This is a genomic window from Paraburkholderia dilworthii, assembly GCF_000472525.1.
GTDB lineage: Bacteria > Pseudomonadota > Gammaproteobacteria > Burkholderiales > Burkholderiaceae > Paraburkholderia > Paraburkholderia dilworthii.
This window is the reverse complement of record NZ_AWZT01000010.1, coordinates 134612-146641: the sequence shown is the minus strand read 5'-3', so window position 1 is coordinate 146641 and position 12030 is coordinate 134612. Positions and strand designations below refer to the sequence as shown.

The 12030-nt window shown below is 61.9% G+C and carries 10 protein-coding genes; 6 read left to right on the top strand and 4 right to left on the bottom strand.

What is annotated here, in order from left to right; all coding sequences use genetic code 11:
• Nucleotides 1-43: 43 nt before the first annotated feature.
• Nucleotides 44-1144, bottom strand: coding sequence for an AI-2E family transporter (locus F759_RS0112020; RefSeq protein WP_027800076.1), 1101 nt, complete (start codon nt 1142-1144; stop codon nt 44-46).
• Nucleotides 1145-1510: 366 nt separating this feature from the next.
• Here F759_RS0112020 and F759_RS40805 point away from each other — a divergent pair, with 366 nt between their 5' ends.
• Both F759_RS40805 and F759_RS0112010 read left to right on the top strand, forming a co-directional pair.
• A complete protein-coding gene (locus F759_RS40805; RefSeq protein WP_084534243.1) occupies nt 1511-1798 on the top strand; it encodes a DUF3331 domain-containing protein in 288 nt (95 codons plus the stop codon).
• Nucleotides 1799-2014: 216 nt separating this feature from the next.
• Nucleotides 2015-4594 (top strand): adenosylcobalamin-dependent ribonucleoside-diphosphate reductase, encoded by a 2580-nt coding sequence (locus F759_RS0112010; RefSeq protein WP_027800074.1) that lies wholly within the window; start codon nt 2015-2017, stop codon nt 4592-4594.
• A 98-nt stretch (nt 4595-4692) separates the two neighbouring features.
• Here F759_RS0112010 and F759_RS0112005 read toward each other — a convergent pair whose 3' ends face one another.
• The gene (locus F759_RS0112005) at nt 4693-5625 is read right to left on the bottom strand and encodes a 2-hydroxyacid dehydrogenase (protein ID WP_027800073.1); all 933 of its coding nucleotides are present in this window, start codon (nt 5623-5625) and stop codon (nt 4693-4695) included.
• A 182-nt stretch (nt 5626-5807) separates the two neighbouring features.
• Here F759_RS0112005 and F759_RS0112000 point away from each other — a divergent pair, with 182 nt between their 5' ends.
• Nucleotides 5808-7286 carry a sensor domain-containing diguanylate cyclase gene (locus tag F759_RS0112000; RefSeq protein ID WP_027800072.1) on the top strand — a complete coding sequence of 493 codons (1479 nt, stop codon included), beginning with the start codon at nt 5808-5810 and terminating at the stop codon, nt 7284-7286.
• A gap of 100 nt (nt 7287-7386) precedes the next feature.
• A complete protein-coding gene (locus F759_RS0111995; RefSeq protein ID WP_027800071.1) occupies nt 7387-7728 on the top strand; it encodes a zinc ribbon domain-containing protein YjdM in 342 nt (113 codons plus the stop codon).
• Between the two features lie 10 nt (nt 7729-7738).
• Here the strand turns inward: F759_RS0111995 and F759_RS0111990 are convergent, their stop codons facing one another.
• Nucleotides 7739-8728 carry an AraC family transcriptional regulator gene (locus F759_RS0111990; RefSeq protein WP_027800070.1) on the bottom strand — a complete coding sequence of 330 codons (990 nt, stop codon included), beginning with the start codon at nt 8726-8728 and terminating at the stop codon, nt 7739-7741.
• A gap of 383 nt (nt 8729-9111) precedes the next feature.
• Here F759_RS0111990 and F759_RS0111985 point away from each other — a divergent pair, with 383 nt between their 5' ends.
• Complete coding sequence (locus tag F759_RS0111985) at nt 9112-10164, top strand: NAD(P)-dependent alcohol dehydrogenase (RefSeq protein ID WP_027800069.1); 1053 nt, start codon at nt 9112-9114, stop codon at nt 10162-10164.
• Nucleotides 10165-10170: 6 nt separating this feature from the next.
• On the opposite strand, the gene F759_RS42095 is transcribed toward F759_RS0111985, so the two are convergent.
• Nucleotides 10171-10353, bottom strand: coding sequence for a hypothetical protein (locus tag F759_RS42095; RefSeq protein WP_152530619.1), 183 nt, complete (start codon nt 10351-10353; stop codon nt 10171-10173).
• A 699-nt stretch (nt 10354-11052) separates the two neighbouring features.
• Between F759_RS42095 and F759_RS0111980 the strand changes: the two genes are divergently transcribed.
• Nucleotides 11053-12009: a LysR family transcriptional regulator gene (locus tag F759_RS0111980; RefSeq protein WP_027800068.1), complete on the top strand. Its 957-nt coding sequence runs from the start codon at nt 11053-11055 to the stop codon at nt 12007-12009.
• The last annotated feature ends 21 nt before the right edge of the window (nt 12010-12030 follow it).

The following is a 12030-nucleotide window of genomic DNA, read 5'->3' as shown; positions in this document are numbered from 1 at the left end:
TCCGCCGCTGGCGGAGCCGCGTATCGCAACAACGCGTATGCAACTATTGCACGAGGTCGGTCCACAGCACCATCAGCACCGTCATCAACGCGGGACCGATAAAAAGGCCAAGCAGGCCGAACGTCTCGGCGCCGCCGAGAATGCCGAACAGCACGAGCAGAAAAGGCAGCCGCGTCGAATTGCCGATCAGCACCGGCCGCACGAAATGCTCGGCGACGAACACCACGATCGAACCGAAAATCAGCAGACCGATTGCGCCCGCCACCGATCCCTGCGAGAACAGCCACAACGCTGCGAGGCCAAAAGTAATCGGCGCGCAGAACGGCAACATCGCGGCAATCGCGGTGATGAGCGCAAGCAGGGCGACATGCGGCAAGCCGGTCACGAAATAGGCGACGCCGAGCAGCGCGCCTTCGCCTAGTCCGACCACCACGAGTCCCGACACAGTGCCGCGCACCGCCGTCGCCATGCGCTGGACAAGCTGCGCGCCGTCTTCCCCGAAACCGCGCCGCAAGCCTCGAGTCAACGCGCCCGACAGACGCGGCCCCGCCTGGAAGATCACGAACAGTGTCACGAGCATGAACACGAAGACCGTCACCGCATGCACGGCGCGCGCGCCGAAGTGCCGGCCGAGCGTGACGACAGTGGTACTGTGCAAGCCCTTCATCGCCGCCGAATCGCGCAACGGCGGTGCGAGATAGGCTTGCCACCAGGCTGCGACCTGCTGCGCACCAAATGGCAAACGGTGCATGAAGTCCGGCATCGCAATGCCGTTCTCCTGCGCGGCCTTGAACCACTCGCTGAGGTCATGCGCTTCGCGCAAAGCCTGAGCGATGCCGATACCCACCGGCAGCGCGACCAGCAATGCGATGGCGAGCGTCAGCACGGCCGCGATCAAGGTGGTGCGCCCCATCAGCCAGCGGTTGGCTTCGACCTTGCGCAGCAGCGGCCATAGCGCAATTGCCAGCACGCCGGCCCAGCCGACGACCGGAACGAAGTCGCGCACGACCCACAGCGCCAGCAGCACGAGCCCGATGTAAAGCACGAGCGAAGCGGCCTTCTGCTTCTGGCCGTGTCCCGGCGTCAATAGCGACTGTGCGGGATGCGGCGACTCTGGCGGGGCGAGAGGTGGACCTGAATTCATGTGAGCTCTTTATTGATTGATGCCAATTCGTTAAAGCCGATATGCGTGCGAGCCGCCCCGAAAAAAGCAAACCCGTTAGACTTGCGGGGACGCGCTCGCGCAATGACAACGACATCTTAAAGGAAGCGTGCGCACGCCTCCCGGGCGTGGTTTGGTGTCTCACCTGTTACAACACTGCGTTGCAAAAAGCGCTCCTATCGCGTCCGCGCTCAGTGCGCGCACCGCTAAACCCCGTCTGTTCAAGCCCCATCTAAAGTCAAGTCGGATTGTTGCTAATTGGGGAACAGTGTTTCAACGTAGACACAATGGCTCTCCGGCGCGCGCGGGACTACATTCGGCACACCCACAAAAACGGAGCCGACGATGATGACCCTGGAGTCCATCCCCCTTGACGGTACCAACGGCGTACGCATCGAGATTCTCGAGCGTTCCGACACGACGCTGGTGATCCGTTGGGTCGAGCCTGGACGATGTCATTACGGCGAGCAGCGGTGGCGGCGCAGGTCGGCGCATACATCGGGAACGTGCGCTGTGTCGCGCCGCAAGATTCGCCGCGGCGATGCTGTGTTCAAGCCGGCCGAGCGCCCCGCGCCGTCGAACGCGTCAGCGATGATCTGCGCCGAAATCCTCGGCGCGCTGCCGGCCGACGCCTGATTTTCCTGCTGGATTCCTGCCTTCGTGCCGGCGCGGCAGCCGCGTTTCGCGACCGCGCCGCGCACAACCTCCTCCCGATTGCGGCTCTTCGCCACGTGCGTTAAGGTGGACCTGCTTGCGTCAGGTCATCTTGCCGGCTCGAGGCGCGGCGGTACAGTGACGCGCATTTCCATCCATTCACGCCGTGCGCGGCACGGCGCCGCCCGAGGTTACATCATGGCAGAAGACACGCCGCACACGTCAACACAGCAGGACACTCGCGCGGCAAGCGCGCCTCCCACTTCCCTCGTCGCTCCGCAGCAGTTTTCCATCGACGTCCTGCTTGAAAAATACGCGAAAGGCGACGAGCAATCCGCCGACGACGTGTTCCAGCGTGTCGCCCGCGGCGTTGCCGAGGCCGAGCCTCCGGCGCTGCGCGAATCAGTAGAGGAGCTCTTCGCGGACAATTTGCGGCACGGCGCGCTAGGCGCCGGCCGGATCATGAGCGCGGCGGGCACCGGCATCGCGGCCACGCTGATCAACTGCTTCGTGCAGCCGGTCGGCGACGCGATTCAAGGCGTCGACGAACAAGGGCTGCCCGGCATCTACGTCGCGCTGCTGCAAGCAGCGGAGACCATGCGGCGCGGCGGCGGAGTTGGCTACAACTTTTCGGCGATCCGGCCCAAAGGCGCGCGCGTTCACACCACGAGTTCGTCGGCGTCCGGACCGTGCAGTTATATGGACGTGTTCGACGCGTCGTGCCGCACGGTCGAAAGCGCAGGGTCGCGACGCGGCGCGCAGATGGCGGTGCTCGACTGCAATCATCCGGACCTGCTCGAATTCATCGAGGCCAAACATTCGAAGGGACGCTGGAACAACTTCAACGTCTCCGTCGGCGTAACCGACGAATTCATGCGCGCCGTCGAGGAAGATCAGCCCTGGCAACTCGTGCATCGCGCGGAGCCGTCGCCGGCACTGCGCGCGGCCGGCGACGTCAGGCGGCGCGACGACGGCCTGTGGGTGTACAGCGAGCGGCCCGCGCGCGAGATCTGGGACCGCATCATGCGTTCCACCTACGACGTCGCCGAGCCGGGCATCGTCTTTATCTCGCGGATGAACGACGACAACAACCTGCGCACCGTCGAAACCATTCGCGCGACCAATCCTTGCGGCGAACAACCGCTGCCCGCTTACGGCTGCTGCAATCTCGGCCCGCTGAATCTCACGCGTTTCGTGATCGATCCGTTCGCGCAACTGAAAGGCCGCAAGCCTTCGTTCGATTGGGACGGCTTGGCGAGACGCACACGCACGCAGGTGCGTTTTCTCGACAACGTACTCGACGTCACACTATGGCCGCTGCCGCAGCAATTCGACGAATCGCGCGCCAAGCGGCGCATCGGCGTGGGCTTTACCGGACTCGGCGATACGCTCGTGATGCTCGGCCTGCGCTACAACTCGCAGGAAGGCCGCGACTTTGCCGTGAACATCGCGCGGCTGATGCGCGACGAGGCGTATCGCGCGTCGGTGGAACTCGCGAAGGAGCGCGGCGCATTTCCGCTTTTCGATGCCGCGCGCTACCTCGAAGCAGGCACCTTCGCGTCGCGCCTGCCCGATGACATCAAGGAGGCGATCAGCCGCGACGGCATCCGCAACAGCCATCTTCTTTCTGTTGCACCGACCGGCACGGTCAGCCTCGCGTTCGCGGACAACGCGTCGAATGGCATCGAGCCGGCGTTCTCGTGGACTTATACGCGCATGAAGGTGATGGCGGACGGCGGCCGCGAATCGTTCGATGTCGAAGACTACGCGTACCGGCTTTATCGCGAGCTCGGTGGCGACGTGAGCAAACTGCCGGACTATTTCGTCAGCGCACTGGAAATGTCGGCGCGCGATCATCTGGACATGATGGCGGCCGTGCAGCCTTACGTGGACACGTCGATCTCGAAGACAGTCAACGTGCCCGCCAACTATCCGTTCGAAGCGTTCGAAAGCCTCTATTTCGATGCATGGAAAAGCGGCCTCAAAGGTCTCGCCACCTACCGCCCCAATGAAACGCTCGGCGCGGTGCTCAGCGTGAGCGCCGCGCAAGCCGACGACACGCTGGCCGAAAGCGATCTCGATCCGCTGCGTATCGCAATCGACCATCGGCCAAAGGGCGAACTGCCGGCGATCATCGAAAAGGTCGAGTATCTGACGCAAGCCGGCAAGAAATCGCTGTACGTCGCGGTATCGTTTATCGAAGTGACGGGGCGCCTGGGCGGTGAAGACGTGACGATCGAGCGGCCCATCGAATTCTTCATTCCAACCGGTCAGCGCGATGAGTCGCAGCAATGGATTACCGCGACCATGCGTTCGCTGTCGCTCGCCGCACGAGGCGGTTTCGTCGCGCGCAATTTGCAGGACATGCGCAAGGTCTCCTGGGATCGCGGACAAGTGCGTCTTGGCGAAGTGCAGCGTCTGGACGGCCATCGCACGCCGCGCTGGCACGATTCGGAAGTGGCCGCGCTCGCCTTTGCGATCCAGCAGATCCTGCATCGCCGCGGCTTTCTGGATGCCGAGGGCAACCAGGTTCCGTCGCGTCTGCTCGCACGTCTGCCACGCGGGCAGATGAAAGCGGAAACTGCGTTGCCCGCGGACTTCGGCATCCGCCCGCACCCCGGCGAAGCCGGCGCAGCGGAATCAGCGCTGCCTGGCACTGTCCCCGGACTGCATACGATGCTGGGGCGCAAATGCGGGTCGTGCGGCGCGAACGCCGTGATCCGCAAGGACGGATGCGACTTCTGCACCGCATGCGGGGAAGTGGGAGCTTGCGGGTAACGTCTGTCTTTCGCCACGCTGTCGCACTTCGCGCACGTGCTTGCGCGAAGGCATTGGCAACATTCGTCGCGGCCAGGCGAATGGCTGCTTCGCCCCGGTCAGATCGGCGTGAGCACGGACTGACCGGCAAAATGCCGGGTAGCGTTACGCAGAAAATTGTCCACGGAGGCCGCTATCGCCTCAGGCGAGCGCCCGCCGACATGCGGCGTCAACACGATATTGCGTAGCTTCAGCAAAGCGGCGGGCGGCTGCGGCTCGCTTTCGTAGACGTCCAGTGCCGCGCCCGCAATCGTCCCCGAAGCAAGCGCCTGCGCGAGCGCTGCGGTGTCAAGCACACTGCCGCGAGAAACGTTGACGACAAAACCATGCGGGCCCAGCGCGTCGAACACTTTTGCGTCGATCAGATGATGCGTGCCCGCACCGCCGGGTGTCGATATCACAAGGAAATCGCTCCACCGCGCGAGCTCTTCGACGCTGGCGAAGTAGCGCAGCGAGGCGTCTTCACGCGGCTTACGGTTGTGGTAGCCCAGCTCCATGTTGAAGCCCGCGCCGCGCCGCGCGATTTGCTCACCGATGTTGCCGAGCCCTACGATGCCGAGCCGCTTGCCCGAGACGCTGGGCTGCATCGGCAATGCGTCGCGCCACACGCCTTCACGCGTCGCCCGATCGAGTTGCGGCACGTCGCGCACGATGGACAGCAGCAACGCAAACGCATGATCGGCCACACAGTGGTCGTTGGTGCCCGCACCATTCGCGAGCGCGATGCCTCGGGAGCGTGCATGGCCGATCGCGATGTTTTCATAGCCCGCACCGAGCGCGCTGACGAATTCGAGTCTTGGCATGCGCTCGATCTCCGCTGCGCCGAGCCCCAACGTGCCGTTGGTCAGCACCGCGCGGATCGCCCCGCTGTGAGCGGCGATCGCAGTAGCACGTTGCGTCGAATCCGGCGCGTAGACAATATCGAATTCGGCCTCGATGCGCGCGCGGCTTGCGTCGTCGAGATGAATGAGGATCAGCAGACAAGGTTTCATGTCGACCTTTTTTCTTCGTGGCGTGTTTGCGAGGCGGCGTAGAGAACGCGTGAGATCGAGTGTAGCAAGCCCGAACGACGCATGCTTGCGCGAACCCGTTTCGCACGCCGATGAAAGCCGTTTGTTTTCGGGTCGTTCCGAAGGCGCCGTAGAATAGCCGCACTTTCCGCGACGAGAACCTCATGCTGGATACTCTACCAGGCGTCCCAAGGCCCGCCAACGACGATTCGAAAATGTTCGACCTCGCGCCCGTCTCGCTATGGGTCGAAGACTTCAGCGGCGTGCGCGACCTGTTTAACGTATGGCGTGCCGAAGGCGTGACCGACTTGCGCGAGCACTTCGGCCAGATGCCGGAACGGGTCGCCGAATGCGCGCATAGCATTCGCGTCATCAAGGTCAATCAGAAGACGTTGACGCAATTCGAGGCCGCCGATTTCGACGTGCTCAACAGCAATCTTGCCGCCGTGTTCCGCGACGACATGCTCAAGACACATCTCGAGGAACTGTGTCAGTTGTGGGCCGGGCAATTGCACTTCACCAGCCAGACGGTCAATTACACGCTCGGTGGACAGCGGCTCGACGTGCTGCTCAAAGGCGCCGTGCTGCCGGGTCACGAGGCGCGTTGGGACCGCGTGCTGGTGTCGGTGGAAGACATCACCGAACTGGAGGGCGCGCGGCACCGCGTGGCGCTCGCCGAGGAATATGCGCGCGGCCTGTTTGAACATTCGCCGGTGTCGCTATGGGTGGAAGATTTCAGCGCCGTCAAGCATCTGCTCGATCAGGCGCGCGCGGCCGGCATCAGCGATTTTCGCGTGTTTACGGATGTGCATCCGGAGTTCGTCGAACGCTGCATGCAGGAAATTCATGTGCTCGACGTAAACCGGCACACGCTCGAGATGTTCGCCGCGCCGGACAAAAAGACGCTGCTCGCGCGCCTGCCTGAAGTGTTCCGCGACGACATGAGCCCGCATTTCCGCGAGCAGTTACTCGACCTGTGGGAAGGCAAACTGTTTCAGCAGCGCGAAGTGCTCAACTATTCGCTCGACGGCAGTGAAGTGCATGTGCATCTGCAATTCTCGGTGCTGCCGGGCCATGAAAAGAACTGGGACCTGGTGCTCGTCGCGCTGACCGACATTACCGCACGCAAGAAGGCGGAGGCGTACCTCGAATTTCTCGGCAAGCACGACGTGCTCACCAAGCTGCGCAATCGTTCGTTCTATGTCGACGAACTCAACCGGCTCGAACGCAAGGGTCCGTGGCCAGTAACGGTCATCATGGCCGACCTGAACGGCTTGAAACGCGTGAACGATCAACTCGGCCACGCCGCGGGCGATGCACTGTTGCGCCGCGCCGGCGAAGTGCTCGCGAAAGCAATGGAGACGCCGTTCCAGGCCGCGCGCATCGGCGGCGACGAGTTCGCGGTCCTGATGCCGAATACCGACGAACGCGGCGGCACGGCGATGATGGAGGCAATTCGCCAACTCGTCGAGGTGAACAATCAGTTCTATCCAGGCTCGCCGCTGAGCTTTTCGATGGGAGTTGCAACCTGTCAACGCGGCGAGCGTCTGGAAGCCGGTGTGCAGCGCGCCGATCTGCTGATGTACGAAGAAAAACGCTCCCACTACGCGCAACAGCTCGCTATGAAAGCCGGCGGCGCCTAAAAAACCACCGCCTAAAAAGCGGGATAGCGCGACGCAGCGGTCCGGTATACTCGCCCGCCCTCAATCGATCCGCGGCTCACCGCGCTTAGTGAAAAGAATCATGTCGACGATCCCCGCCTGCCTCCAATGCGCGATGGAAAATACTTATCCGGACGGCGAGAACTATGTCTGCCCCGACTGCGCGCATGAGTGGCCAATGGCCGCTGCCGCATCCGCTGACGATCCGGACGAACGGGTAGTCAAGGACGCCAACGGCAACGCGCTCGCCGACGGCGACGCCGTCGTGCTGATCAAGGATCTCAAAGTGAAGGGCTCGTCGATCACGCTGAAGATGGGCACGAAGGTGAAGAGCATTCGGCTCGTAGGCGGCGATCACGAGGTGGACTGCAAAATGGACGCCGGCAACTTCATGCTGAAGGCGGCGTATCTGAAGAAGGTTTAAGTACCCGCGCTCACACCGCCGTCACATAGCGCGCGACTGGCTTCACGATGCGCGGCGGCGGCGAGTCGTATATTGCCCGCATGCGTTTCACTTCATCGACGGGACTCAGACCAAAAAGGCGCTTGAATTCGCGGCTGAATTGCGACGCGCTTTCATAACCGACGCGCGCGGCGGCCGCGCCCGCATTCAAACCGTCCTGCACCATCAACAAACGCGCGTGATGCAAGCGCGTGGTCTTTACGTATTGCATTGGCGAAGTCGCTGTCACCGCCTTGAATTGCGCGTGGAAAACCGCGAGGCTCATCCCGGCTTCGGCAGCAAGTGTATCGACGTCGAGCGCGCCGTGATAATCGGCGTGTATGCGGCGCAGCGCTTTTGCAATTCGCCCAAAGTGATTCTGATGCGTGAGCGCCGCACGAATCGCATCGCCCTGCTCTCCGGTCAGCACGCGATAACAGATTTCGCGCACGATTGCAGGCGCGAGAATGCGCGCGTCGAGCGGCGACACCAGCGCGTCCAGCAGACGCTGCACGGCGCTGCTCAACGCGGGATCGAGCGGCGTCGAGTAAATGCCGAGCGGTTCTTTCTGCGTGGCGCCCTGCGTTTCGTTGAGCGCCATCAGCAACTCGGCCACCATCGTCAGATCGACCCGGATTGAGATGCCGAGGAACGGCTCGTCGAGGCTCGCCTCGGTCTCGCATTCGAACGGCAGCGGCACGGACAGCACCAGGTACTGCTGCGCGTCGTACTGGAACACCTGGTCGCCGAGATAGCCGCGTTTGCGGCCCTGGCACACGATGACAATGCTCGGCTCGTACATGACCGGCATGCGCGGCTGCGGGCTGTTGGCGCGCAGCAGATTGACGCCTTCCAGGGTCGAGCGCGTCAGGCCGGGTTTGGGCGCGAGCATGTCGAAGACTCCGATCAGGCTCTGCTGCGCGGTCTCGGCCGCTAGCGGTTCGGCGGGGGACGATAACAGTTCGGACGAGCGCGGCGACATGACGATATAGTGACGTACAAGAGAATAGTGCTTGAAATTTAGCATCAAACAGCCTGGCTCGCTCAGCCCCAGGAGTTTTAGGCAAATCTTCAAGACATTCAGGTATTCACTGGTTCGCCGCGGACTCCTACTATGGGAACCCTGCCGGATCATCCTTTCTGTGCAACGCCAACGTCCGGTCGGCGGTTCACATTGAACGACTCGCCATCCAGGCAGCGGTTGCGATCCGCGCTGCGCTCTGGCGCTTTGATCCGACGCGTAGATCCGACAGCATTGATCCGACGGCATTGATCCGAACCAGCAGCAAGGCCCTGGCCGCATCGGCGGCATGTGTCGCCCATCGCAGGCGCCTTGCGACATCCACCGACTTTCTGGAGCTACCCATGACCACGACGTATGCCTATGCCGCGACCGACGCCAGCGCGCCCCTCGCCCCGTTCGAAATCCAGCGCCGCGAACTGCGCGCGCATGACGTGCAGATGGAAGTGCTGTTTTGCGGCGTGTGCCATTCCGATTTGCACCAGGCGCGTAACGAATGGAAGAACACGGTGTTTCCGGTGGTGCCGGGCCATGAGATCGTCGGCCGCGTCACCGCGGTGGGCCCGGACGTGACGAAGTACAAGACGGGCGATCTGGTCGGCGTCGGCTGCCTGGTCGATTCGTGCCGCACCTGCGCGAGTTGCGCGGAAGGCCTCGAACAGTACTGCGAGAACGGTTTCGTCGGTACGTATAACGGCGTAGACCGCGTCGACGGACAGATTACGTACGGCGGTTATTCGACGCAGCTCGTCGTCGACGAAGAATTCACGCTACGTGTGCCGAAAAACCTCGATCCTGCCGGCGTGGCGCCGTTGCTGTGCGCGGGCATCACGACGTATTCGCCGCTGCGCACGTGGGGCGCCGGTCCGGGCAAGAAGGTCGGCGTTGTCGGCCTGGGCGGTCTGGGTCACATGGGCGTGAAGCTGGCGCGTGCGATGGGCGCGCATGTCGTGCTGTTCACCACATCGCCGTCGAAGATCGAGGATGCAAAGCGGCTGGGCGCGCACGAAGTGGTGATCTCGAAGAATCCGCAAGAGATGGAAGCGCATGCGAACAGCTTCGATCTGATTGTGAATACGGTGGCTGCACCGCACGATCTGAACCCGTTCCTGAACCTGCTCAAGCGTGATGGAACGATGACGCTGGTGGGCGCGCCGGAGCACGATCATCCGTCGCCGCAAGTGTTCAACCTGATTTTCAAGCGCCGCCGGCTGGCCGGTTCGCTGATCGGCGGGATTGCCGAGACGCAGGAGATGCTGGATTTTTGCGGTGAACATGGCATTACTTCAGATGTCGAAGTTATTCCTATGCATAAGATCAATGAGGCTTATGAGCGGATGTTGAAGAGCGATGTTAAGTATCGGTTTGTGATTGATCTGGATTCCTTGCGGAAGTGATTTTTTTTAGGCTTTTTTTGCCTGCGGCGCGGGTTTTTTCTCGCGTTCGCGGGTGGTGGGTTGTTCTTTTTTCTGCTTGTGGGGACTGGTTTTTCTTGATTTCGGCTGGTCTTGTTCTGTGGCTGCGAGCTTTAACCTTTCCTTGATTTCTTCGTGGTCTATTAGCGTTGCCCCTGTGCGGGGCGGCACTTACTTTCTTTGCCGCCGCAAAGAAAGTAAGCAAAGAAAGCGGGCTCAAACCGCTAGCTCATAAGTGGATCCCCTGGCTCGGAAGCGGTAGTGGTCCATCTGGAATCCGTGCTCTCGCACATTCCTCATTCGTGACAAGGCAGTCATACGTCCCGCCTCGCGCTACGCGCTCGCCGGAAGGGTAACCGGACACCGCGCGCTTCGTTGAGTGCTGCGGGGCCATCGGCTTCGTCTCGGCGAGGACGCCATATAGCGGCGTCTTGAACCGAAACCTGAAAGCGCGCCTTGGCTCCCTGGAGCGTAGAACTACCAACGGTTTGCACAACTACCGCCACGGCGCGCGAAGCTTCGCCGGAAGAATGACTGCTTTGTCACGAGCGCGGAATGTGCGAGGAAACGGATTCCAGATGCACCACTACCTGTAGCAAGCCACCGCGCCCACTTATGAGCTAGCGGTTTGAGCCCGCTTTCTTTGCTTACTTTCTTTGCGGCGGCAAAGAAAGTAAGTGCCGCCCCGCACAGGGGCAACGCCAATAGACCACAAAGAGATCAAGGAAAGGCCAAAGCACAGAAACAAAAGACAACAGCGACATAAAAAAACAAAAACAAAAAAACAAAGTCCCTCACGAATTAAAACCAAACGCCAAAAAAACCGCCGCCGCACAGGCCAAAAACCCAACCCCAAACGAGAGGCACCGAATGATAGACAGAATAACCGCCATGCGCACATTCATCCGGATCGTGGACACCAACAGCTTCACCCGCGCAGCGGAATCACTAAACATTCCGCGCGCAACGGCGACCACCATCGTCCAGAACCTGGAAGCCGTGCTCGGCACGCAGCTGCTCGCCCGCACCACGCGGCGGCTCAGCGTTACGCCAGAAGGCGCCGCCTACTACGAGCGCTGCGCGCAAATCCTCGCGGATATCGACGAGATGGAAGCCAGCATCCGTCACGCCACCGATAACCTCACCGGCCGCCTGCGCATCGAAATGCCGGGCTCGGTCGCAAGCGCCATCGTGCTGCCCGCGCTTGACGACTTCCATACGCGCTATCCCAACCTGGACCTCGCCATCGGTGTCAGCAACCGCACCGTCGATCTCGTATCCGAATCAATCGACTGCAGCATCCAGCTCGGCGAGTTGCCCGATTCGAACCTGGTCGCGCGGCAACTGGGCACACTCGAACACGTGACCTGCGCAAGCCCGGATTACCTCGCGCGCTACGGCACGCCCACCGACCTCGACGATCTACGCGGACATGTCGCCGTGAATTGCATGTCCCCGCACAACGGCCGCGAAGTCGCTTTCGATTTCGAAATGGACGGCGAAGCGCAAAGCGTCAAACTCAACGGCTTTGTGAAAGTCAGTGACGAACAGGCGTATCTGACCTGCGGGCTGCAAGGCCACGGCCTGATTCAACCCGCGCGGATCGCCGCGCAGCCGTATCTCGACTCGGGACTGCTGCGCGAAGTACTCCCGCAATGGAAGCCAGTGCCAATGCCCGTTTCGGTCGCGTATCTGAAGAACCGCCGCGTGTCGCCACGCGTACGCGCATTTGTCGACTGGCTCGCGGAGTTGTTTGAAAAGGCCGAGCACGTCGATCGCGATCTCTCGCGCGTGCGCCAGTTGCTGCGTGGACTTCATCCCGCGTAAAGCGGATTCGATGCAGCCTCG

Coding starts and splice junctions, on each gene's coding strand:
- F759_RS0112020 (WP_027800076.1), bottom strand. CDS start 1,144: ATGAATTCAGGTCCACCTCTCGCCCCGCCAGAGTCGCCGCATCCCGCA.
- F759_RS40805 (WP_084534243.1), top strand. CDS start 1,511: ATGACCCTGGAGTCCATCCCCCTTGACGGTACCAACGGCGTACGCATC.
- F759_RS0112010 (WP_027800074.1), top strand. CDS start 2,015: ATGGCAGAAGACACGCCGCACACGTCAACACAGCAGGACACTCGCGCG.
- F759_RS0112005 (WP_027800073.1), bottom strand. CDS start 5,625: ATGAAACCTTGTCTGCTGATCCTCATTCATCTCGACGACGCAAGCCGC.
- F759_RS0112000 (WP_027800072.1), top strand. CDS start 5,808: ATGCTGGATACTCTACCAGGCGTCCCAAGGCCCGCCAACGACGATTCG.
- F759_RS0111995 (WP_027800071.1), top strand. CDS start 7,387: ATGTCGACGATCCCCGCCTGCCTCCAATGCGCGATGGAAAATACTTAT.
- F759_RS0111990 (WP_027800070.1), bottom strand. CDS start 8,728: ATGTCGCCGCGCTCGTCCGAACTGTTATCGTCCCCCGCCGAACCGCTA.
- F759_RS0111985 (WP_027800069.1), top strand. CDS start 9,112: ATGACCACGACGTATGCCTATGCCGCGACCGACGCCAGCGCGCCCCTC.
- F759_RS0111980 (WP_027800068.1), top strand. CDS start 11,053: ATGATAGACAGAATAACCGCCATGCGCACATTCATCCGGATCGTGGAC.